The organism is Lentzea sp. NPDC020367 (assembly GCF_044387305.1).
Classification (GTDB): domain Bacteria; phylum Actinomycetota; class Actinomycetes; order Mycobacteriales; family Pseudonocardiaceae; genus Lentzea.
Genome location: NZ_JBIRVV010000001.1, coordinates 819,826 through 841,350, shown reverse-complemented (window position 1 = coordinate 841,350; position 21,525 = coordinate 819,826). Strand labels below are relative to the sequence as shown.

General features: G+C 71.0%; 21 protein-coding genes. 14 read left to right on the top strand and 7 right to left on the bottom strand.

What is annotated here, in order from left to right; translation table 11 throughout:
- Positions 1-18 precede the first annotated feature (18 nt).
- The gene (tkt, locus tag ACH413_RS03750; RefSeq protein WP_360030283.1) at positions 19-2,226 is read right to left on the bottom strand and encodes a transketolase; all 2,208 of its coding nucleotides are present in this window, start codon (positions 2,224-2,226) and stop codon (positions 19-21) included.
- Between the two features lie 251 nt (positions 2,227-2,477).
- Here tkt and ACH413_RS03745 point away from each other — a divergent pair, with 251 nt between their 5' ends.
- The 8 genes from ACH413_RS03745 (at position 2,478) to ACH413_RS03710 (ending at position 10,152) form a co-directional block, all read left to right on the top strand.
- Positions 2,478-2,954 carry an SRPBCC family protein gene (locus ACH413_RS03745; protein ID WP_360030281.1) on the top strand — a complete coding sequence of 159 codons (477 nt, stop codon included), beginning with the start codon at positions 2,478-2,480 and terminating at the stop codon, positions 2,952-2,954.
- Complete coding sequence (locus ACH413_RS03740; protein ID WP_360030279.1) at positions 2,951-4,543, top strand: NAD(P)/FAD-dependent oxidoreductase; 1,593 nt, start codon at positions 2,951-2,953, stop codon at positions 4,541-4,543. The genes ACH413_RS03745 and ACH413_RS03740 overlap by 4 nt, the downstream gene beginning before the upstream one ends.
- A gap of 153 nt (positions 4,544-4,696) precedes the next feature.
- Positions 4,697-5,377, top strand: coding sequence for a hypothetical protein (locus tag ACH413_RS03735; RefSeq protein ID WP_360030277.1), 681 nt, complete (start codon positions 4,697-4,699; stop codon positions 5,375-5,377).
- Positions 5,364-5,780: a phage holin family protein gene (locus ACH413_RS03730; RefSeq protein ID WP_360030275.1), complete on the top strand. Its 417-nt coding sequence runs from the start codon at positions 5,364-5,366 to the stop codon at positions 5,778-5,780. Before ACH413_RS03735 ends, ACH413_RS03730 begins: the two co-directional genes overlap by 14 nt.
- Positions 5,756-6,373, top strand: coding sequence for a DUF3618 domain-containing protein (locus ACH413_RS03725; protein WP_360030273.1), 618 nt, complete (start codon positions 5,756-5,758; stop codon positions 6,371-6,373). Before ACH413_RS03730 ends, ACH413_RS03725 begins: the two co-directional genes overlap by 25 nt.
- Before the next feature lie 67 nt (positions 6,374-6,440).
- Positions 6,441-8,696 (top strand): catalase, encoded by a 2,256-nt coding sequence (locus ACH413_RS03720; RefSeq protein ID WP_360030271.1) that lies wholly within the window; start codon positions 6,441-6,443, stop codon positions 8,694-8,696.
- Between the two features lie 11 nt (positions 8,697-8,707).
- Positions 8,708-9,115 carry an ankyrin repeat domain-containing protein gene (locus ACH413_RS03715; protein ID WP_360030269.1) on the top strand — a complete coding sequence of 136 codons (408 nt, stop codon included), beginning with the start codon at positions 8,708-8,710 and terminating at the stop codon, positions 9,113-9,115.
- Between the two features lie 47 nt (positions 9,116-9,162).
- The gene (locus ACH413_RS03710; protein WP_360030268.1) at positions 9,163-10,152 is read left to right on the top strand and encodes an iron-containing redox enzyme family protein; all 990 of its coding nucleotides are present in this window, start codon (positions 9,163-9,165) and stop codon (positions 10,150-10,152) included.
- Here the strand turns inward: ACH413_RS03710 and ACH413_RS03705 are convergent.
- Positions 10,074-10,271: a CDGSH iron-sulfur domain-containing protein gene (locus ACH413_RS03705; RefSeq protein WP_360030378.1), complete on the bottom strand. Its 198-nt coding sequence runs from the start codon at positions 10,269-10,271 to the stop codon at positions 10,074-10,076. The two genes, ACH413_RS03710 and ACH413_RS03705, sit on opposite strands and share 79 nt — an antisense overlap.
- A 185-nt stretch (positions 10,272-10,456) precedes the next feature.
- Here ACH413_RS03705 and ACH413_RS03700 point away from each other — a divergent pair, with 185 nt between their 5' ends.
- From ACH413_RS03700 to ACH413_RS03685, 4 genes are all read left to right on the top strand, one after another.
- Positions 10,457-11,446 carry an NAD-dependent epimerase/dehydratase family protein gene (locus ACH413_RS03700; RefSeq protein WP_360030266.1) on the top strand — a complete coding sequence of 330 codons (990 nt, stop codon included), beginning with the start codon at positions 10,457-10,459 and terminating at the stop codon, positions 11,444-11,446.
- Positions 11,443-11,940 (top strand): phosphatase PAP2 family protein, encoded by a 498-nt coding sequence (locus ACH413_RS03695; protein WP_360030265.1) that lies wholly within the window; start codon positions 11,443-11,445, stop codon positions 11,938-11,940. The genes ACH413_RS03700 and ACH413_RS03695 overlap by 4 nt, the downstream gene beginning before the upstream one ends.
- 86 nt (positions 11,941-12,026) lie before the next feature.
- Positions 12,027-12,398 (top strand): STAS domain-containing protein, encoded by a 372-nt coding sequence (locus ACH413_RS03690; RefSeq protein WP_360030263.1) that lies wholly within the window; start codon positions 12,027-12,029, stop codon positions 12,396-12,398.
- Between the two features lie 220 nt (positions 12,399-12,618).
- Positions 12,619-13,902 carry a cation:proton antiporter gene (locus tag ACH413_RS03685; protein ID WP_360030261.1) on the top strand — a complete coding sequence of 428 codons (1,284 nt, stop codon included), beginning with the start codon at positions 12,619-12,621 and terminating at the stop codon, positions 13,900-13,902.
- A 51-nt stretch (positions 13,903-13,953) separates the two neighbouring features.
- Here the strand turns inward: ACH413_RS03685 and ACH413_RS03680 are convergent, their stop codons facing one another.
- The 4 genes from ACH413_RS03680 to ACH413_RS03665 are packed head-to-tail and all read right to left on the bottom strand — an operon-like array spanning position 13,954 to position 17,427.
- Positions 13,954-14,814, bottom strand: coding sequence for a TauD/TfdA family dioxygenase (locus ACH413_RS03680; RefSeq protein ID WP_360030259.1), 861 nt, complete (start codon positions 14,812-14,814; stop codon positions 13,954-13,956).
- Complete coding sequence (locus ACH413_RS03675) at positions 14,811-15,605, bottom strand: ABC transporter ATP-binding protein (RefSeq protein WP_360030256.1); 795 nt, start codon at positions 15,603-15,605, stop codon at positions 14,811-14,813. The genes ACH413_RS03680 and ACH413_RS03675 overlap by 4 nt, the downstream gene beginning before the upstream one ends.
- Positions 15,598-16,617 (bottom strand): glycine betaine ABC transporter substrate-binding protein, encoded by a 1,020-nt coding sequence (locus ACH413_RS03670; RefSeq protein WP_360030254.1) that lies wholly within the window; start codon positions 16,615-16,617, stop codon positions 15,598-15,600. Before ACH413_RS03670 ends, ACH413_RS03675 begins: the two co-directional genes overlap by 8 nt.
- A 15-nt stretch (positions 16,618-16,632) precedes the next feature.
- Positions 16,633-17,427: an ABC transporter permease gene (locus ACH413_RS03665; protein ID WP_360030252.1), complete on the bottom strand. Its 795-nt coding sequence runs from the start codon at positions 17,425-17,427 to the stop codon at positions 16,633-16,635.
- A gap of 110 nt (positions 17,428-17,537) precedes the next feature.
- Here ACH413_RS03665 and ACH413_RS03660 point away from each other — a divergent pair, with 110 nt between their 5' ends.
- Positions 17,538-18,074, top strand: a complete 537-nt coding sequence (locus tag ACH413_RS03660; RefSeq protein ID WP_360030250.1) for a TetR family transcriptional regulator — start codon at positions 17,538-17,540, stop codon at positions 18,072-18,074.
- A 94-nt stretch (positions 18,075-18,168) separates the two neighbouring features.
- On the opposite strand, the gene ACH413_RS03655 is transcribed toward ACH413_RS03660, so the two are convergent.
- Positions 18,169-18,528 (bottom strand): hypothetical protein, encoded by a 360-nt coding sequence (locus ACH413_RS03655; RefSeq protein WP_360030248.1) that lies wholly within the window; start codon positions 18,526-18,528, stop codon positions 18,169-18,171.
- A 147-nt stretch (positions 18,529-18,675) separates the two neighbouring features.
- On the opposite strand from ACH413_RS03655, the gene ACH413_RS03650 reads away from it, so the two are divergent.
- On the top strand, positions 18,676-21,489 hold the full coding sequence (locus ACH413_RS03650) for a BTAD domain-containing putative transcriptional regulator (RefSeq protein ID WP_360030247.1): 2,814 nt from the start codon (positions 18,676-18,678) through the stop codon (positions 21,487-21,489).
- Positions 21,490-21,525: the final 36 nt, after the last annotated feature.

Here is a 21,525-nt window from a genome sequence, read left to right as displayed (position 1 = left end):
GTCGGAAATCCTCGTGGTTCAGGCAGGACGGTCGCCGGTGCCGCCCGTGGTGGGCGCGGCGGACTGCTGCACCCCTCCAGGGCGGACCGCGCCGGCCGCGTCGCGCAGGCTGTCGTGCGCGGCCGCGGCGACCGCGGCGGCGGTGATGCCGAACTCGTCGTAGAGCCGCCGGTAGTCGGCGGAAGCGCCGAAGTGCTCCAGTGACACCGTCCGGCCGGCGTCGCCGACGACGTCGCGCCAGCCCTGGGCGACCGCGGCCTCGACGCTCACGCGGGCGCGCACGCCCGGCGGCAGCACTTCGTCCTGATAGGACAGTTCCTGCGCGGCGAACCACTCCCGGCACGGCATCGAGACCACGCGGGCGGTGATGCCGTCGTCCTCGGCGAGCAGCTTCCTGGCGTCGAGGGCGATCTGGACCTCCGAGCCGGTCGCGACCAGGATCACGTCGGGTTCCTCGGCTCCGGCCAGGACGTAGCCGCCGCGGGCGGCACCTTCTGCCGGGGCGACACCGCCGGGACCGCGGTCGAGCACCGGAACGTCCTGCCGGGTCAGGGCGAGGCCCGCGGGGCGGTCCTGGTTCTCCAGGATCCGCCGCCAGCAGACGACCGTCTCGTTCGCGTCCGCCGGGCGGACCACGTCCAGTCCGGGGATCGCGCGCAACGCGGCGAGGTGCTCGATCGGCTGGTGGGTCGGACCGTCCTCGCCGAGGCCGATGGAGTCGTGGGTCCACACGTAGGTGACTGGAAGCTTCATGAGCGCGGCCAGGCGGATCGCGGGACGCTGGTAGTCGCTGAAGACCAGGAAAGTGCCGCCGTACGGCCGGGTCAGGCTCTGCAGCGCGATGCCGTTGAGGGCCGACGCCATGGCGTGCTCGCGGATCCCGAAGTGCAGCGTGCGTCCGTAGGGGCCGCCCTGCCACTGCGCGGTCTGCTTGCCGGCGGGGACGAACGACGGTTCGCCGTCCATCGTGGTGTTGTTGCTCCCGGCCAGATCCGCCGAACCACCCCACAGTTCCGGCAGCACCGGTGCCAGCGACGTGAGGATCTTCCCGGACGCCTTGCGGGTCGCCATTCCCTTGGCGTCGGCGGGGAACACGGGCAACGCGTCCGTCCAGCCCTCTGGGAAGCGCTGGTCCCGCAGGCGGTCCAGCAACCCCGCGCGGTCCGGGTGCGCTGCCCTCCAACGCTCGTAGGTCGTCTCCCAGCGTTGATGGGCGGCCGCACCCCGCGCCACGACCTCGCGAGTGTGCGCGAGGACCTCGTCCTCCACCACGAAGCTCCGCTCAGGATCGAACCCGAGCAGCGTCTTGAGAGCGGCGACCTCCTCGTCACCGAGTGCCGAACCATGTGCCGCACCGGTGTTCTGCCTGGTGGGCGCGGGCCAGCCGATGATGGTGCGCACCACGATCAGCGACGGCCGGCCTGTCTCGGCCTTGGCCGCCTCGGTCGCGGCGAGCACCGCGTCCACGTCCTCGACGTACCGGCCGGAAGCCGTCCAGTCGACGACCTGGACGTGCCAGCCGTAAGCGGCGTAACGGGCCGCCACGTCCTCGCTGAACGAGATGCCGGTGTCGTCCTCGATGGAGATGTGGTTCAAGTCGTAGAACGCCACCAGGTTGCCGAGCTCCTGGTGTCCTGCCAGTGACGCGGCCTCGGCGGTGACGCCCTCCATGAGGTCGCCGTCCGAGGCGAGCACGTACACGTGGTGGTCGAACGGGCTCCGCCCCGGTTCGGCGTCCGGGTCGAGCAGCCCGCGTTCGCGCCGCGCGGCGAGCGCCATGCCCACCGCACTCGCGAACCCCTGCCCGAGCGGGCCGGTGGTGATCTCCACGCCACGGGTGTGCCGGTACTCGGGGTGGCCGGGGGTGGCCGAGTCCCAGGTGCGCAGCGCCTCCAGATCGGCGAGCTCGAGTCCGTAGCCACTGAGGTAGAGCTGCACGTACAGCGTCAGACTCGTGTGGCCGCAGGACAGCACGAACCGGTCCCGGCCGAGCCACTGGTCGTCGGTGGGATCGTGCCGCAGCACCTGCTGGAACAGCAGGTGTGCGAGCGGCGCCAGGCTCATCGCGGTGCCAGGGTGGCCGTTGCCGACCCGTTGGACGGCGTCCGCCGCGAGCACTCTGGCCGTGTCCACGGCACGGACATCGGCTTCGGTCCAGCCGGCGGCCTTCGCGACAGGCGCGGGCAACGACGGGTCGCGGACCGAACTGATGGCCGTACGTGTCATGAGGTGAGGCCTTCCTTGAAGCACGGGAGAACGACGTCGAAGCAGGCGGGATTCGGGTGAGGGCGACGGGCACGGCCCTTCCCGGTCAACGAGGTCGCGGGTCCGGGCGGCCACAGATGCTCCTTCTGGCGAATAGCCGTGCTGAACGACCTCAAACACGTATCCCGGTGTGCCTCGTGCCGCATGAACGCGCCGAATCCGGGAACAGAGTGGACACCGCACCACTCGGGCGGGAAGAGAAGGGACCGGTCATGATCAAGACAAGTCGTGTCGTGGGCACGAGCCCGGACAACGTCTTCGCCGTTCTGGCCGACGGCTGGTCCTACGCGGGCTGGGTCGTCGGCAACTCGCACATCCGGGACGTGGACGCCGGCTGGCCGTCGGTCGGCACCCGCATCCACCACAGCGCGGGAGCCTGGCCGGCGCAGATCGAGGACACCACCAGCGTCCTGGCCGTCGAACCGGGCAAGTACCTCGAGCTGGAAGCACATCTGTGGGTGTTGGGCACGGCGCGGGTCCGCATCAGCATGGCCCCGATGCACAACGGCACCGGCACGCAGGTGATCATGGAAGAAGAGATCGTGGGCGGCCCGGCCAAGCGGCTCCCCGCCCTGGTCCAGGGAATGATGTTCCGGCCTCGCAACGCGGAGTCGCTCGCCAGGCTCGGCGACCTCGCCCTCGGCCGCGACACACCGGCCCTCAGCGCCACCGAGGCACCGCTTCAGTGACCACGACGACGGTGGACGCCGTGGTGATCGGTGCCGGCCCCAACGGGCTGGTGGCGGCGAACCTGCTGGCCGACGCCGGATGGGACGTCCTGGTCCTCGAGGCCGCCGAGGAGCCCGGCGGAGCCGTTCGCACCGCCGAACTGATCGAACCGGGGTTCCACAGCGACCTGTTCAGCTCCTTCTACCCGCTGGGCGCGGCGTCCCCGATCCTGCGCGGGCTGGACCTGGAAAGCCACGGGCTGCGCTGGGTGCACGCGCCCGCCGTGGTCGCGCACGTCCTGCCCGACGACCGGTGCGCGGTCCTGTCGCGGGACCTCGACGCGACCGTCGCGTCGCTGGCCTCCTTCGCGCCGGCCGACGGGGACGCGTGGCGCGGCGAGTTCGCCCTGTGGCGGCGCATCCGCGAGGACCTGCTCGACTCGTTGTTCACGCCGTTCCCGCCGGTGCGGCCAGGCGCGCGGCTCGCGCGGAGACTCGGCGTGGCGGAGGCCCTGCGGATGGCCAGGATGCTGACCATGCCGGCCAGGACCCTCGCCGAGGAACGCTTCACCGGTGACGGCGCCAGGGTCCTGCTCACCGGCAACGCCCTGCATTCCGACCTGGGGCCCGGCCAGTCCGGTAGCGCCGTGTTCGGCTGGTTGCTCTGCATGCTCGCCCAGGACGTCGGTTTCCCGGTGCCGGAAGGCGGAGCCGGCGCGTTGACCGCGGCACTGGTGCGCAGGCTGACCGCACGGGGCGGCCGGATCGAATGCGGTCGTGAGGTGACGAAGGTGCTCGTCGCGCGCGGTCGTGCCGTCGGCGTCACGGACAGCGGCGGCGCCAGGATCCGGGCACGGCACGCGGTGCTGGCCACCGTGCCCGCCCCCACGCTGTACGGGCGGATGGTGGACGCCGGGCACCTGCCGGCGCGCCTGCTCGACGACCTGCGGAACTTCCACTGGGACGACGGCACGGTCAAGGTCGACTGGACGCTGTCACGCCCCGTTCCGTGGACCAACCCGGCGGCCGGTTCGGCCGGCACGGTGCACCTGGACTCCGATCTCGGCGGTCTCACCGACTTCGGAGCGGCGCTGGCCGGTGGCCGTCTGCCCGACCGGCCGTTCCTCCTGCTGGGCCAGATGACCACGACCGACCCGTCGCGCTCCCCCGAGGGCACGGAGACCGCCTGGGCCTACACCCACGTGCCACGAGGGATGCGCTGGGACTTCGACGCGGTCCGCCGCCACGCCGACCGCGTCGAACAGGTCGTCGAGCGGCACGCACCCGGCTTCACCGCCACGATCCGCGGCCGGCACGTGTCCGGCCCGCACGAGCTGGAGAGCAGGGACGCCAATCTGGTCGGCGGAGCGATCAACGGCGGCACGTCCGCGATCCACCAGCAGCTGGTGTTCCGCCCGCTGCCCGGAACCGGGCGCGCCGACACCCCGATCGACCGGCTCTACCTCGCCGGGGCCTCGGCACATCCGGGCGGCGCGGTGCACGGTGGACCAGGAGCCAACGCCGCCCGTGCCGCTCTGGTCAGGGCGGGCGTGGGCGGCGCGCTGTACGGCCGATCGATGAGGGCCCTGCAGGACCTGATCTACACCTGAGGTCCCGCACGACCGCCGGGCGTCTCTACCCACTATCCGCACGCGAAATCCTTGTATCCCAATAACTTCTACCGTTCCGACCTGGTTTCCGCCGTTCGCTGCGGGGTAGCTCGCACTGCGAGCACACACATGCCGACAGCGGAGGAGTCAGTCGTGGCCGAGGACCAGATGGGCGGTGTTCGTGAGACCGTCCAGCAGGAAGGCACCGCGGTGGTGCATCACGCCAGGGACGCCGCAGGAGAAGTGCGTGCGACAGCCCAGGACCAGTTCGGCCAGGTGGCGCACGAAGCGAAAGCCCAGGCGAACCACGTCCTGCACGACGCGCGAACGAGAGTGGCCGAGGAGGCCGAGCAGCAGGCCAGGAAGGCGTCGACCCAGCTGGGCCGGATCGCCGACGAGCTGAGCTCGATGGCCGAGAGCGCCACGCCGGACTCGATGTCGGCGGGCGCCGTCCGCCAGGTCGCCGACACCAGCAGGCAGGCGGCGACCTACCTCGACGAGCGAGGCGCCCGCGGACTGCTCGACTCTGCCCAGGACTTCGCGCGGCGCAAGCCCGGCATGTTCCTGCTGGGCGCGGCGGTGGCCGGCTTCCTCGTCGGCCGCGTGGCCAAGAGCGCGACGGGCCGGCAGGGCAACGGACAGGCCTCCGCTCAGCGCACTCCCCCGCCGGCGCCCGCGGTGCCGGAGTTCGCCGCGACACCCGCACCGCGCGCGGACGAACCAGAGCCCGCGCCCTTCGACGAGCACGGCACGATCGGCACGGAACCGCCGCTGCGGGAGCCGTACCCGTCAGGCCCGGTGCCCACCGGAGGTGCCCGGTATGTCAACCCCTGACACCGGCATTCCTCCCGCGCCCGTCGAACGCGAGTCGCTCGGCGAGCTCGTCGGAGAACTCGCGCAGGACCTCTCGCGGTTGATGCGCCAGGAACTCGAACTCGCCAAGGCCGAGATCCGCGAGGAGGCCAACAAGGCGGGCAAGGCAACGGGAATGCTCGCCGGCGCGGGCTTCGCCGGGTACATGACCGCGGTGCTGCTGAGCCTCGCCGCGGTCTTCGCGCTCGGCGCCGTCCTGCCGCTCGGCTGGGCCGCGCTGATCGTCGCGGCGGTCTGGGGCATCGCGGGCTTCGCCTTGTACAGCAACGGTCGCACCAGGCTCCGCCAGGTCGCGCCGAAACCCGAACGCACAGTCGATTCCCTCAAGGAGGACGCGGAATGGGCGCGACACCCGACCAAATAAGGCGCGAGATCGACGGCACGCGCGCAGAACTCGTCCACGACGCGAACCGCCTGGTCGATCGGACCAGCCCGCGCCGCATCGCACAGCGTCGCACCCAACGGCTCCGGAACGGCCTCGCCTCGTTGCGCGACAACGTGATGGGCACGGCCACCAGCGCCACCTCGACGGCGCAGGACCAGGCGCACCAGACGAAGGAGATCGTCTCCGACAACGCCGGGCGCGCCGTCGAGGCGGTGCAGGACGCACCTCGCCAGGCGATGCGGCAGACCCAGGGCAACCCGATCGCGGCCGGGATCATCGCGTTCGGCGGCGGTCTGCTGGTCGCCTCGCTGTTGCCGAGATCGCAGGCGGAGCAACAGGTCGTGGCGGAGATCGGCGAACGCGCGAGCGACGTGATCGAGCCCGCCAGGCAGTCGCTCGCCGAGTCGGCCGGGCACCTGAAGGAGGACATCTCCTCGAACGTGCGCGACGCGGCGGGTGAGGTCAAGCAGACCGCCTCGGACGCCGCGGACGCCACGCTCGAACAGGGCAGGTCCTCGGCTCAGGACGTGGGCCAGCACGGCCGCGACGCCGTTCACAACGCCAAGCCCTGACACGGCTCAGGAAGGGGCCTCGACCTCCGAGGAGGCCGAGGCCCCTTCCCCCTTTGAGGAGGATGCAGTGGCCACCACCCGCAAGCCAGGCAAGTTGGTGAAGGCGGCACTCGAGAAAGCGGTGGAGAAGGTCACCGAACTGACCAACCCGCCGATCCCCGGCGCACCGGCCGGCGAGCCGCCCTCTCCCACCGAACCGACCGTCCCGCGTGGACCGTTGCCGCCCAAGCCGGACCAGACAGGGCCGGAGACGGTGTCGCCGACGGGTGCGCCCACCGGAGCCCCGCAGGTGGCCAACGGGCAGCAGGGCGACTTCCTCACCACGTCGGCCGGCGCACGGCTGTACGACACCGACCACTCCTTGAAGGCCGGTGACCGCGGACCGACCCTGCTTCAGGACCACCACCTGCGCGAGAAGATCACGCACTTCGACCACGAGCGCATTCCGGAGCGAGTCGTGCACGCCCGCGGCTACGGCGCACACGGCGTGTTCGTGGGCTACGGCACGGCTGCGAACGTCTGCACGTCCGCGTTCCTGGGCGACGGTGTCGAGACTCCGGTGTTCGTGCGGTTCTCCACCGTTCTGGGCTCGCGGGGTTCGGCGGACACCGTCCGCGACACCCGCGGGTTCGCCACGAAGTTCTACACCCGGGAAGGCAACTTCGACCTGGTCGGCAACAACATCCCGGTCTTCTTCATCCAGGACGGCATCAAGTTCCCGGACGTCATCCACGCGGCCAAGCCACACCCCGACCGTGAGATCCCGCAGGCGCAGAGCGCGCACGACACGTTCTGGGACTTCGTGTCCACCCACACCGAAGCCACCCACCACGTCATGTGGAACATGTCGGACCGCGGGATCCCCCGGTCCTACCGCACGATGGAGGGCTTCGGCGTCCACACGTTCCGCCTCGTCAACGCCGACGGCGAGACCGCGCTCGTGAAGTTCCACTGGAAGCCGAAGCTCGGCGTCCACTCCCTGGTGTGGGAGGAGGCGCAGATGATCAGCGGCGTCGACCCCGACTTCCACCGCCGAGACCTGGCCGACGCCATCGAGTCCGGCGCCTACCCGCAGTGGGAACTCGGTCTGCAGATCTTCCCGGACACGCCCCGGCAGACGTTCGAGGGCATCGACCTGCTCGACCCGACGAAGATCGTGCCGGAGGAACTCGCGCCGGTGCAGCCGGTCGGGATCATGACGCTCAACCGCAACACGACGAACTACTTCGCGGAGACCGAGCAGGTCGCGTTCCACCTCGGGAACATGGTGCCGGGCATCGACGTCACCGACGACCCGCTGTTGCAGTCCCGGCTGTTCTCCTATCTGGACACCCAGTTGTCCAGGCTCGCCGGGCCGAACTTCAACCAGATCCCGATCAACCGCCCGCACGCGCCGGTCAACGACATGCTCCGCGACGGGTTCCACCAGCACGCGGTGCACGCCGGCGTAGCCCCGTACCGGCCCAACACCCTCGACGGCGGCAACCCGTTCGAGACGGGAGCCGAAGATCGGCCGTTCGTCGAAGTGGCGCAGCCGTTGCCCAGGTCGACGAAGATCCGGCAGTCGCCCACGTCGTTCGCGGACCACTACTCGCAGCCGAGACTCTTCTGGCTGAGCCTCTCCCCGGTCGAGAAGGAACACGTCGTGCGCGCGTTCACCTTCGAACTCGGCAAGTGCTACGAGCAGACCATCAAGGAACGCGAGCTGCTCGTGCTGGCCAACGTCGACAGGACGCTGTGCGCCGAGGTGGCCAAGGGGCTCGGACTGCCGGCACCGGCGGCCACCGTGCGGCCGAAGAAGGTCGAGCCGAGTCCTGTCCTGTCGCAGATCGGGCAGACCTGGCCGACCGACGGGCGCGTCATCGGGATGCTGGTCGATCCGGCCGATCTCGACGGCGTGCGGACCGTCCGCGAGACGATCCTGGCCGGTGGGATGGTGCCGCTGCTGATCGCCCCGACCGGCGGGCCGCTCGACGCCGAGAGCGGTCTGGTCGCGCAGCGCACGTTGCTCACGGCGCGGTCGGTCGAGTTCGACGCCCTGCTGGTCGCGGGCAGTCCTCCCGCTGGTGCCGACGCACCGGGAGAGGCCGTCGAGCCGGGTAGCGCGATCGACCCGCGCGTCATCCGGATGATCCAGGAGTGCTACCGCCACGCCAAGGCGATCGGCTCCTGGGGCGGCGGACGCGTCGCCGTCGAGGCGGCCGGGTACACCGCCGAGCCGGGAATCGTGACCGGCAACGACCCGGCGGACGTCCTCAAGGCGATGACGATGCTGCTCGAGGCGCACCGGGTGTGGGAACGCTTCCCGGCGACGATCGCCTGAGGGGTCCGGTCGTGACCGAAGCGCTCACCGAAGAGGAACTCGCCTTCCTCGGCTCGATGTTCGACCTGGCCCGAGCCGGCGACACGGCTCGGCTGGCCGAGGCCGTCGACGCCGGGATACCGGCGAACCTCACCACCAGCGCGGGTGACTCCCTGCTGGTCCTCGCCGCCTACCACGACCATCCGGAGACCGTCCGGGCGTTGCTGGAGCGAGGCGCCGACACCGCGCGGGTCAACGACCGGGGTCAGACGGCGCTCGGAGCCGCGGTCTTCCGCCGCTCCGAGCGCACCGTCGCACTGCTGCTGGACGCGGGAGCGGACCCCGCCCTGGGACCTCGGTCCGCTCTCGACATCGCCCGCTACTTCGACCTGGTGGAGATGCTGTCGCTGCTCACCGCGCGGAGGCCCGAGGAGGTGTGATGACTCTCAACCGGTATGAAGGTCTCCCCTGCGGGTATTACAACCGGGTGAAACTTCCCTCGCCACGAGGTCCTCTCTCCGAGCACGTCGTCGCCGCGCTCAGCGGTGAACCCGACGGGCGAGCGATCGCCTTCGTGGACGCCGATCCGTACGGCGAGGACCTGACCATCGCGTTGCACACGTTGTACGAGCTGCACTACGGCGGCTTCGACGGCGTGAATCCCGCCTGGGAATGGGATCCGGAGTTGCTGCGCCTGCGGGCCCGGATCGAGCACGTCTTCCTGCACGCGCTTCGGTCCGATGTGGACGGCGGCGACGACCTCGACGCCGCACTGGACACGTTGCTGATCGAGCGGGTCCCCGGCAACGGTGTGTCGCACCACCTGCGCGACAGCGGAACCTGGGACCACATGCGCGAGTTCTTCGCGCACCGTTCGGTGTACCACCACAAGGAAGCCGATCCGCACGCCTGGGTGATCCCCCGGCTGCGCGGCGAGGCCAAGGCGGCGCTGGTCGCTGTCGAGTTCGACGAGTACGGCGGCGGTCGCGCCGACCGGATGCACTCAAGGCTGTTCGCGGACCTCCTCGACGGAGCCGGGATGCGGTCGGAATACCTGCACTACCTGGACGAGGTGCCGGCGCCGGCCATCGCGATCGTCAACATGATGTCGTTGTTCGGCCTGCACCGGTCGCTGCGAGGCGCGCTGGTCGGCCACTTCGCCGCCGCCGAGATCACCACCGGCCCGAGCGCCCACCGCATGACCCAGGCGCTCGCCAGGCTGGACGCCGACCCGCGCTGCGTCGAGTTCTACACCGAGCACATCGAGGCCGACGCCGTGCACGAGCAGATCATGCGTCGCGACGTAATCGGCTCGCTGCTGGAGCAGGAACCGTCGCTCAAGTCCGATGTGGTGTTCGGAGTCCAGGCGACCGAACTGCTCGAAGAACGGCTCTCCGCTCACCTGCTGTCGTCGTGGGAGGCGGGCGAGTCGTCGCTGCGGACCCGCTTGCGATGGCTGGTGTCGCAGAACGGGTAACGCTTGCTGCGGCGGCACGCGCACACCGCGACCACGAACCGGTCGCTGGTGTGCGTCACGCCGTCGTCGGTGACGATCTCGACCGGTCCTTCGACGAGCATCGGTCCATTCGGCACCATCGTCACCCTGCGCGAGTCCTTCTCGGTCACTGCACATCACCACCCGCGTCTGAACTACCCGGGGTTCGCTTCGCTGAATCGAGGGAAGACCACAGAGGAAACTCCCGGGAGGCGAACGTGAAGGCAGTCGTGTGGCACGGCAGGGGCGCGGACGGCTCGCTCGAGACCGTGCTGGACGTGAGTCGATGAAGGTCGTCATCACGGGTGCGAGCGGCAACGTCGGCACCGCCCTGCTCCGGCGATTGGCCGAGGAGCCCGGCGTCGAGGTGCACGGCGTCTCCCGCAGGCGTCCGGCCGCCGAACCTCCCTACGACGTCAAGTGGACCCCTGTCGACATCGGCAGGCAGGGCGCCGAGGAGGCACTCGGCGCAGCGTTCGAGGGCGCGGACGCCGTGGTGCACCTCGCCTGGCTGATTCAGCCCGCCCGTGACGAGCGCCTGATGTACACGACGAACGTGGCGGGATCCGCGCGGGTGTTCGACGCGGCGGCGGCAGCGGGTGTGCCGCACCTGGTGCACATGTCGTCGGTCGGCGCGTACTCGCCGGGGAGCAAGGACCGCCGGGTGGACGAGACGTGGCCGGTCGACGGCGTGACGACGTCGTTGTACAGCAGGCACAAGGCCGCCGTGGAGCACATGCTGGACGTGTTCGAGGACAGGTTCGTCATCAGCAGGCCGCGGCCAGGACTGATCCTGCAGTCCGACGCCGGAGCGGAGATCCGCGACTACTTCCTGGGCCGGCTGGTGCCGCGAAGCCTGTTCCGGCACCGGATCCCGGTGCTGCCGCTGCCGCGCGACATGGTGTTGCAGTTCGTGCACGCCGACGACGTCGCCGACGCGCTGGCGCTGATCGTGGCGAAGCGGTTGCCCGGTGCGGTCAACCTCGTGGCCGAGCCCGTGATGACGCCCAGGGCCTTCGCGGAAGCGCTGGGCACGCGGCACGTGCCGGTCGCGCCGGGAGTGTTGCGGCAGCTGGCGAACGTCACCTGGCACCTGCGACTGCAGCCCACCTCGTCCGGATGGGTCGACCTGGCGTTGAAGTCGCCGCTGCTGGACGCGTCACGGGCACGCACAGAGCTGGGCTGGAAGCCGAGGTTCGGTTCGGAGGACGCGCTCCGGGAGATCGTGCGCGGCATCGGCCGAGGCGGCCGGGTCGACGCGAGCCCAGCGCTGTGACGCCGGAAGAGCTGGACCAGAAGGCCACACAGGACAGCGCACTGCTCCCAGCCGAACGCCCCAATCTGGTCGTGATCGCGGCCAGCATCACCGCACGGGGTGGTGCGCTGTGGCTCCCGGTCGCCTGGCTGCTGGCCAGGTCGGGCAGGCGCAGGACCGCGGTGCTGGCGTTGCGGGCCGGCGCGGTCGCGATGCCGCTCGGTCACCTGCTGAGCCTGCTCATTCCCCGCCGCAGGCCGCACACGAACCTGCCCGCTCGTCGCGCGCTGCCCGAGCATCCGGACTCCTCGTCGTTCCCGTCGAAGCACGCGATGATCGCGGCGGCGTTCGGCACGGCCGTCGCGCTCGAGGACCCGGCGGCGGCCCTGTTCGTCACGCCGCTGGTGCTCCTGGTCGCCTACAGCCGCCTGCGGACACGGGTCCACTGGCCGACCGACGTGGCCGGAGGGTTGCTGCTGGGCGTTCTCGTGGCCCTGGGTCTCAAGAAGCGTTAGACCCTGAACCGCGGTTGAGGGTCTTGCGCGAGCGTCGTAGCGTTTGTCCCACTCACGGAGGATCGAGCTCGGAAGGTTGAGCTGTGATGGGCGAGCGTGGTGAGAACACCCACCTGGCGCAGGCAGAGACGATCGTCCACGACGGTGTCGCCTTGGTGAGGCTGACAGGCGAGATCGACATGATCAACGCCCAGCACACGCGGTCGGTGTTGCAGTCGCAGCTGGACGCACGACCTGAGATCCTGATCGTCGACCTCGCGCTGGACTTCCTCGGTTCGGCGGGCCTGGCAACGCTGTTCGAGGCTCACACACGCGCCGAGCAAGACGATGTCGGGTTCGCCGTCGTGGCAGCCGAACACGTCCCGCGGCACGCGCTGGAGGTCAGCGGTCTCGACCACGCGTTCGCGGTTTTCGACACGGTCGCGGACGCCTTCGAGGCGCTCCGGAGCAGCGACTAGTGGTGTGGCTCGGAACGTTGCCGGGGGAATTCGCGGTCAGACGGGTGCATCGTGGTGCCCTGCTGAGCGTGGATCACCTCGCCAACGTTTCCGAGACGCGCCACTAGCCACCGCCGCCCGCCTCACCCGGCTATTGCGCGCCAGGCCGTACCCGCCACTTCGGTTCAGCTCGGCCACACGGGGTATTTGACCAGTTCGAGGGTCGAACGAGAGGCACACCGTGGATCCAGGCCCCCTGTTGTACACCGGCGCGGGGCTTGCGACGCTCGCCGCCGCTCTCCTGCCCCGGCTGCTCGACCGCGTACCGATCTCCATGCCGATGCTCTTCCTCGGCGCCGGCGCGCTGACGTTCTCCGTGGTCGAACCGCTGCCCGCACCCGATCCCGTGGAGCACAGCGGTCTGCTGCTGCACCTGACGGAGATCTGCGTGATCATCTCGCTGATGGGCGCGGGCCTGGCCCTCAACCGGGTGGTGAGCCTGCGCGGGTGGGCGAGCACCTGGCGTCTGCTCGCCATCACCATGCCGTTGTCCATGCTCGCCGTGGGCCTGCTCGGCTGGGGCGTGCTCGGCCTCGGCGTCGCGGCGTCGGTCCTCCTCGCGGCGGCCCTCGCCCCGACCGATCCCGTGCTGGCAGGCGAGGTCCAGGTCGCCGAACCGGCGGAGAACCCGGAGTCCGACGAGGACGAGGCGCGGTTCGCGCTGACCTCCGAAGCGGGCCTCAACGACGGACTGGCCTTCCCGTTCACCTACGCCGCCATCGCGATCAGCCTCGCCGGTGCCGCTCCCTCCGCGTGGCTCGGCCGCTGGCTCGCGCTGGACGTGCTCTGGCGGCTGGCGGCAGGGCTGGCCGTCGGCCTGCTCATCGGCTGGGCGCTCGGCAAGCTGTTCTTCTCGGCGCCCTCGAAGAAGTTCCGGCTCGCCGAGCACGCGGAGGGGTTCGTCGCCCTCGCCGCGACGTTCCTCGCCTACGGGCTCACCGAACTGATCGGCGGTTATGGGTTCGTCGCCGTCTTCGTGAGCGCCTGCGCGATCCGGGCCGGTGAACGCCGCGACGGCTACCACCAGGTGCTGCACCGCTATGTCGAACAGGCCGAGCGCATGCTCACCGTGGTGATCGTCTTCCTGCTCGGCGGCGCCGCGGCCACCGGCCTGCTGGCGGGGACCACCTGGGCCGAGATCCTGGTCGCCGCCGCGATCCTCCTGGTGGTGCGGCCACTGGCGGGCTGGCTCGGCCTGTTCGGCGGCCGCTCCGGCCCTCGGGAACGAGCCGTCATCTCGTTCTTCGGCGTGCGCGGCGTCGGCTCGCTGTTCTACCTCGTCTACGCCCTGCAAGCAGGCCGGTTCGCCGAGCAGGACGCGCTCTGGCGGGTCGTCGCGCTCGTCGTGATCGGCTCGATCCTCGTGCACGGACTGTCCGCGTCGCCGATCATGTGGCTGCTCGACCGGAAGCGCCGGCAGAAGGCAGAACGCCACCACGACAAGCCGTCCCACACCCACGTGTGAGCGACGCGTGGCCGTTCGGCCGGAGCGACTTCCCCCGCAGCCCCGCGGGATTCAGGTTCCAGCCACCGTTCCCGGGCCGACGGGCCGGTCGCCGCGGAGGGTGATCCGGTGCATGACCCGGTGCTGGTCGCCGTAGTCGTCGACGGCGAGGTGGGCGGTGCTGCGGTTGTCCCACACCACGACGTCACCGGGAGCCCAGCGGTGGCGGATGCTGTACTCCTGCCGGCCGATGGCGGCGAAGAACAGGCCGAGCAGGGCGCGGCTCTCGGTCTCCGACACGTCCTTGACGTGCGTGGTGAAGCCGGGGTTCACGAAGAGGCTGCGGCGGCCGGTCTCGGGGTGGACGCGCACGACCGGGTGCGTGACGGGGTCGAGCGACCGGACCCGCTCGCCCTCCCAGAGGTTCCCCTCGCCGGACCGCCGGACGTGCAGGAACTCCTCGAAGTCCTTGCGCCCGTCGTGGACGGCCTCGAGCTTGTCCGCCAGCTCGCGCAGCGGTGGTGACAGCCAGAGGTAGGCGGCTTCCAGGTCGGTCCAGCAGGTGTCGCCACCGGTGGGCGGCAGGTCCACCGCGCGCAGGACGGAGCCCAGCGGCGGTGTGCGGGTGAACGTGACGTCGGTGTGCCACTCCGGCGCCTTGCCGCCGTCACCGGCGTCGATCACGTAGATCTCGGGGTGTTCGTCGTCGAGGCCGGGCACGATCGGGTGGGCCGGGGTCAGCTCGCCGAGCGACGCCGCGAAGGCGCGGTGGGCGGACGGGTCGAGCCGTTGGCCGCGGAACACGAGCACCTTGCGGTCCAGCAGGGTCTGCCGGATCGCGGCCGTCGCGTCGGACGTGAGCCCGTCCGCGAGGTCCACACCGGACACCTGCGCGCCGATCGCGATCGTCAGAGGTTCGAACGAGAGCGTCATCGCTTCTCCACCAGCTGGTCGGGACGGGAGGTCAGGGTCGCCCGCACGGCGGCACCCACTTCGCCGCGCAGGGCCGCGTAGCGCGGCGAGCCGCGCAGTTCGTCGGCCGGCACCCCTTGACGAGGCAGGTCGACGGGCAGGCTCAGCGCGATTCGGCCCGGCCGGTCGGTGAGCACGAGGACGCGGCTGCCGAGGAACACCGCCTCGTCGACGCTGTGCGTCACGAACACGACCGACCTGCCGTCGCCGGCGAGCGAGCGCACGTCCTCCTGCAGCCGTTCCCTCGTGAGGGCGTCGAGCGCGGCGAACGGCTCGTCCATCAGCAACAGCCGCGGACGTGCGGCCAGTGCCCTGGCGATGGCGACCCGCTGCTGCTGTCCGCCGGAGATCTCCCACGTGCGGCGCGGGCCGAGACCGTCGAGCCCGACCAGCGAGAGCAGTTCCGCCGCCCGCGCCTGCCGGTCCTGCTTCGGCACCTTCGCCCACTTGAGCGCCGTGGTGATGTTGCCCGCGACCGTGCTCCACGGGAACAGCCGGGGTTGCTGGAAGACCACTCCGACCTCGCGGCCCGGCACCGGCGGGTGGCCGAGCAGCTCGACGTCCCCTGTGGACGGACGCTCGAACCCGGCCAGCAGGCGCAGCAACGTGCTCTTGCCCGACCCGGACGGGCCCACGACGACCAGGAACTCCCCCGGTTCCACCGCCAGGTCCAGCGGGCCGAGCGCCGGCACCGGGCCTGCCTTCGTGAGGTAGGCGTGTTCGACTCCGCGCAGTTCTGCGACGTCAGGCACTCCCGGCTCCCGGTGCTCGCAGCGCGGCCTGGAACGCCTTCAGGTCCGGCACCTGTTCGACCTTCTTCTGCGCGCGCAGGAACTCCGCCGTGTCGAGCAGCCGGTTCGCGAGTTGCCCCGGCGCCTGCGGGGTGCCGAAGTAGTCGGGACCGCGCTGTTCGTCGTGGTCCAGGTAGATGTTCTGCTTGAGCTGGGACAGGGCGTCCGCCTCCCCGATGCCGATCTGCCTGCTGACCGCGGCCGCGACCGTCGCGGGGTCGGTCTTGATCAGCTTGAGCGCGTCGTTCGTCGCGGCCAGCCACTTGTCGATCACGTCGGCGTTGGTGTCGGCGAACTCCTTGCGCGCCACGGTGAACGTGAGCGTCGGCTTGCCGGCGGCCGCCAGTTTCGCGCTGTCGGTGAGCGTCACGCCGTCCTGCTGCAACACGCTCAGCACCGGTGTCCAGACGTAAGCGCCGTCGATGTCGCCGCGCTGCCACGCGGCCTGGATGTTCTGGGGTTCGAGGTCGACCAGCGTGACCGAGCCCGCGTCGACCCCACCCAGTTCCAGCGCGGCCAGCAGGCTGTAGTGGGCGGTCGAGCTGAACGGCGCGGCGATCTTGAGGCCGGCCAGCTCCGAGATCTTCGTGATCCCGGTGGCCTTGCGCACCACGAGCGCCTCGCTGTCACCGATGACGTTCAACAGCTCGATCACCTGGTACGGGATGTTCAGCGGCGGGCAGAGGCCGGCGGCCGCGGGACTGCTGCCGATCACCGCGAGGTCGATCGCGCCGCTCAGGAACGCGGTGTTGATGCTCGCGCCGGAGTCGAACGACGTCCAGGTGATCTTGTGGTCCGGTAACGCCTTCTCGAGCGTCTTCTGGTCCTTCACCAGCAGCGTGCTGTCGGCGAAGTTCTGGAACGCCACCCGCACGCTCTTCTGGGCACCCGGTGACGAGCCGCCCACCCCGCAGGAGGCCAGCACCGGTGCGGAGGCGAGCAGAGCGAGCATGGTCCTGCGCGAGATCGGCATGATGATTCCTCGGTCTCAGGCGCGTCCGCGCCAGGGGGACAACGCGCGTTGGGCGGCCACGATCAGCGAGTCGATGATCAGGCCGGTGATGCCGATGACGAACAGACCGAGGATGACCACCGCGGTCTGGTTGAAGCGCTGGGCGTTGAGCACCATTCCGCCGATCCCGTCGGCGCCGTTCACGGTCTCCGCCGCCACCACGGAGCTGTAGGCGATGCCGACGGCGAGCCGGACACCGGTGAGGATCTCCGGCCCCGACGCGGGCAGGATCACCGCGCGGACGACGTCGAACGCGTTGGCGCCCAACGCCTGTGCGGCCTCGACGTACTGCCGGTTGACCCCGCTCACCGCGGCCGCGGCGGCCACCGCCACCGGCGGGAACGCGGCGATCATCAGCAGGTAGACCTTGGGTTCCTCGTCGATGCCGAACCAGATCACCAGCAGACTCAGGTACGCGAGCGGCGGAAGGGCCCGCAGGAACGCCACGGCGGGCTCGGTCACCGCACGGACCACCGGGATCAGTCCCATCGCCAGACCGAGCACGAGGCCCAGCAGCACTCCGTAGAAGCACCCGTAGCCGACCCGCCGCAGGCTGACGCCCAGCCGTTCGGCCAGCGTCGAACCGGCATAGCCGCCCTGACCGTTCGTGAAGTCCGATGTGGACAGAAGCTGGTGCCACACCTGACCTGGACTCGGCAGCACGGCCGCGGGCCAGATCTGGGCCAGCGCGACCAGCTGCCACACCAGGAAGAGCGCGGCGACGGCGACCAGCCGCACCAGCAACCACCGTGACGTCAAGGTCTTGGACACGCCGGTGAATGTACTTACGTACACATCCCCGGTCAGGACCGTTCCGTATCGTGGTCTGCCGCGACACTGCCTCTTGCGCGGAGGCTCGGCGAACCGGTAGGGAGCGACGAATGGCACGGCGGCACGACCCGCACCGCCGGGAGCGGATCATCGAGGCCGCGGTCGAGGTGATCTCCGAGTCCGGTCTGCCCGCGCTGACCCACCGGACCGCCGCCGCCCGCGCGGACGTGCCCCTGGGCTCGACCACCTACCACTTCCTGAGCCTGGACGAACTGCTCGACGCCGCCGTGCACACCGTCGCCGAACGCAACGTCGCGCGTCTGCGCGACTGGGCGCTCTCACTGCCGGCGGACGCCGATCTGAGCTCCGAGCTCGCGAGCTTCATCCTCCTGCTGGCGGGCGAACACCGGCAGACGAGCGTGCTCGCCTACGAGCTGTACGGCGGCGCCCTGCGACGGCCGGCGTTGCGGGCCGCCAGCACGTCGTGGGACGAGATGCTCACCGAGGCCTTCGAGTCCAAAGTGGACACGACGACCGCACGGGCCCTCACCGCGATGTTCAACGGGTTGCTCTACCAGGCACTGGTTTCGCCGGGCAAGCCGAAGCACGCCGACCTCGAACAGGTGCTGCGCCGCCTGCTCCGCTGAGAAGTCGCCTGCGGCGAAACGTGGCGAGAGCCCCCGGCCGGAGCGTGGGGTCCAGGACCCACGCCGGCCGGAGGCTCTTCCGTCCCACTGGGAATCAGGCGTTCTTCCAGGGCCTGCAGCCTTCCGTCTCCTCGCAGACCCGGAACCGGGTGACGCTCGAGAAGTCGTAGACGACCTCGCTGTTGCACGCGTTGCCGCTGCCGTTCCAGTCACCGACGTGGTCCGAGCCGCCGTTGCTGGTCTGGTACTCGGTCCGCACGCCGTGTCCGTCGGCTTCGTTGTCGCAGACGCCGATCGTCCAGTGGCTGGCGTCCACCCAGCCGCGGTCGCTGCCGTGCTTGTCCTCCTGGTAGTGCGCCTGCGCGGCGGTCGCGGTGAGCACCATCGTCAGCGGAATCGCCGCGAGCACGGCGATCCGGCTCATCCGCCTGATCTTCCTCGGCTGCTGTTCCATCTGCTCCCCCTGGCTGTTGGTCTTGTTGGCTGATGCCAACGGATGCACACGATGGGCCCCTGGTTCGCCGTGACTTCACCGAGTTCTGGCAATCGCCAGGTGAGCGGCCGTGAGACGGGGTAGGAAGGGCCCGGGGAGGTGGGCATCGTGGCGACAGAGCTGCGTGTGCTCGGACAGGTGGAACTGCGCGTCGACGGATGCCCGGTGGAGGTCGGCCACGCGCGGCAGCGGTGCGTGCTCGCGGTTCTGCTCGTGGAGGCGAACCGGATCGTCACGATGGAGCAGTTGCTCGATCGCGTGTGGGCGGATCGGTTGCCCCACAGGGCACGGCCGGTGGCGAGCAACTACGTCTCGCGGCTGCGGCGCGCACTGGCGGGGGACGTCGTGGTCGTGCGGCGGGGCGGCGGGTACGTGCTGGAGGTGGATCCGGAGGCGGTGGACCTGCACCGGTTCCACCGGCTCGTGGAACAGGCGCGCGGGCGAGACGACGCACAGGCGCTGGCACTGCTGGAGGAGGCGGCGGGGCTGTGGCGGGGTGAGCCGTTCGCCGGCCTGGACAGCCCGTGGCTGGCCGCCGTGCGCACGGGCCTCGAGCGGGAACGCGCCGCCGTCCGGCTCGACCGCGTCGACGTCGCGTTGCGCTGCGGACGGCACACCGAGGTGCTGCCCGAACTGCTCACGCTGGCGGATCAGGACGCGTTGGACGAACGCGTCGCCGGCCAGTTGATGCTGGCCCTGCACCGCGCCGGACGCACAGCTGACGCGCTGGGCCACTACCGCAGGCTCCGCGACCGGCTGGTCGAGCAGCTGGGCACCGAACCCGGCACCGCACTGCGGGATCTGCACCAGCGCATCCTCGACACCGATCCCGCTCTCACCCCACCGCCGACGGCGATCACGGCCGGGACGGCCACGAAGGCGGAGCTGCCGGTGCCCCGGCAGTTGCCCGCGCCGCCGCGGTGGTTCACCGGACGCGGCACCGAACTGGCCCGCCTCGACGAGGCCCTGACGACCGAGCCGGGCCCGCAGCCGTCCGCGGCCGGCGCGACCGTGGTGATCTCGGCGATCGGTGGCGCCGGCGGGATCGGCAAGACCTGGCTGGCCCTGGCGTGGGCGCACCGGCACGCCGAGCGGTTTCCCGACGGGCAGTTGTTCGTGGACCTGCACGGGTTCAGCCCCACGCAGGAGCCGATGGCGCCTGAGGTGGCGCTGCGCGGATTCCTCGACGCACTGGGAGTCGATCCCGGCCGGATCCCGGCGGACCCGGACGCGCAGGCCGCGCTGTACCGGAGCCTGGCCGTCGGGCGGCGGATGCTGATCGTGCTGGACAACGCCGCCACCACCGATCAGGTCACCCCGCTGCTGCCGGGCAGCCCGACCTGCACCGTGCTGGTCACCGGCCGCACCAGGCTCGCCTCGTTGATCGACCGGCACGGCGCCCGCCACCTGCACCTCGACGTCCTGGGACGGGCCGAGGCGCGTGCCCTGCTGGCCGCCCGCCTGGGCGCCGGCCGCGTCGCCGCCGAGCCCGGCGCCGTCGACGAACTGGTCGAGCTGTGCGGGGGCTACCCGCTGGCCCTGTCGATCACCGCCCGCGACGCCGCGACCCGCCCGGCCATCCCGCTGGCGGAGGTCGCCGCCGGGCTGCGCGAGCTGGGGCTGGAGATGCTCGACCACGACACGGATCCCGCCGCGAGCCTGCCCGCCGTGCTGTCCTGGTCGCTGCGCCGGCTCACCGTCGAGCAGCGCACGGTGTTCGGGTTGCTGGGCGTCGCGCCCGGCGCCGACACCACTCTGCCCGCCGCGGCCGCTCTCACCGGTCTGTCCTCGGCTCGCGCACGCAAAGCGTTGTCGGCTCTGGAGGACGCGTCGTTGGTCGAACGGCGGCCGCACGGCCGGTACGCGATGCACGACCTGGTCCGCGACTACGCCGCCACCACAGCCCACCGCGACCTCGCCGGGTCCGCGCGGGAGGCGGCCCTGGTCCGGGTGACGGACTTCCACGTGCACACCGCCCACGCCGCCGACCGCCTCCTGGAACCGCACCGCGAACTCCTGCGACCCGACCCTCCCGCGCCGGGGGTCCAGCCACTTCCCCTGCCCGACGCCACTGCCGCGCTGGCCTGGCTGGACGCCGAACACGCCACGCTCGTCGCCGCCCAGCGCGCCGCCGTCGCCCTCGGCCGCCACCGGGTCGTCTGGCACCTCGCCTGGGCACTGGACGCCCTCCACTTCCGGCGGGGGCACCTGCGCGACGCGGTCACCTCGTGGCAGGCGGCCCTGGACGCCGCCGCGCACCTGCCCGGCTCCGCCGACCGGATCCGCGCTCACCGGTTCCTCGGCAGCGCCTGTTCGCGACTGGGCCGGCACGACGAGGCCACCTGGCACCTGGACCGGGCCCTCGACCTGGCCGGGCGGCACGACGACCACGTCGAACAGGCCCACACCCACCGGGCGCTCATGGCGGCGTGGGCACTGCGGGGAAACGACCGGCAGGCCCTGGACCACACCCGGCGCGCCCTCGACCTCTACCGCACGCTCGACCACCCGGTGTGGGAAGCCGACGCGCTCAACGCGGTGGGGTGGTTCGCCGCGCGGCTGAACGACTTCGACACCGCCCGCGACCACTGCCGCGCCGCCCTCGCCCTGCACCGGCGGCACCACAACCCCGCCGGCGAGGCGGACACGCTGGACAGCCTCGGGTTCATCGCCCACAGCGCCGGGGACCACGGCCAGGCCGTCGACCACTACCGCCAGGCCCTCGCCCTGCTGCGCACCCGCGGCAACCTGTACCAGGTCGCGAACACCCTCGACGACGTCGGCCACCCCTACGCCGCCCTCGGACGACACGACCACGCCCGCGAGGTCTGGCGGGAAGCGCTGGAGCTGTACCGCGAACAGGGCCGCGACGACGACGCCGCACGCGTCCGGCAGCAACTCGACGACATCACGCGACCGTAGTCGGGCTTGATCGGCCGGTGTCCACAACTGCATACT

Coding starts and splice junctions, on each gene's coding strand:
- ACH413_RS03655 (WP_360030248.1), bottom strand. CDS start 18,528: ATGGAACAGCAGCCGAGGAAGATCAGGCGGATGAGCCGGATCGCCGTG.
- ACH413_RS03705 (WP_360030378.1), bottom strand. CDS start 10,271: ATGGTGCCGAATGGACCGATGCTCGTCGAAGGACCGGTCGAGATCGTC.
- ACH413_RS03700 (WP_360030266.1), top strand. CDS start 10,457: ATGAAGGTCGTCATCACGGGTGCGAGCGGCAACGTCGGCACCGCCCTG.
- ACH413_RS03670 (WP_360030254.1), bottom strand. CDS start 16,617: ATGCCGATCTCGCGCAGGACCATGCTCGCTCTGCTCGCCTCCGCACCG.
- ACH413_RS03730 (WP_360030275.1), top strand. CDS start 5,364: ATGTCAACCCCTGACACCGGCATTCCTCCCGCGCCCGTCGAACGCGAG.
- tkt (WP_360030283.1), bottom strand. CDS start 2,226: ATGACACGTACGGCCATCAGTTCGGTCCGCGACCCGTCGTTGCCCGCG.
- ACH413_RS03660 (WP_360030250.1), top strand. CDS start 17,538: ATGGCACGGCGGCACGACCCGCACCGCCGGGAGCGGATCATCGAGGCC.
- ACH413_RS03745 (WP_360030281.1), top strand. CDS start 2,478: ATGATCAAGACAAGTCGTGTCGTGGGCACGAGCCCGGACAACGTCTTC.
- ACH413_RS03725 (WP_360030273.1), top strand. CDS start 5,756: ATGGGCGCGACACCCGACCAAATAAGGCGCGAGATCGACGGCACGCGC.
- ACH413_RS03680 (WP_360030259.1), bottom strand. CDS start 14,814: ATGACGCTCTCGTTCGAACCTCTGACGATCGCGATCGGCGCGCAGGTG.
- ACH413_RS03690 (WP_360030263.1), top strand. CDS start 12,027: ATGGGCGAGCGTGGTGAGAACACCCACCTGGCGCAGGCAGAGACGATC.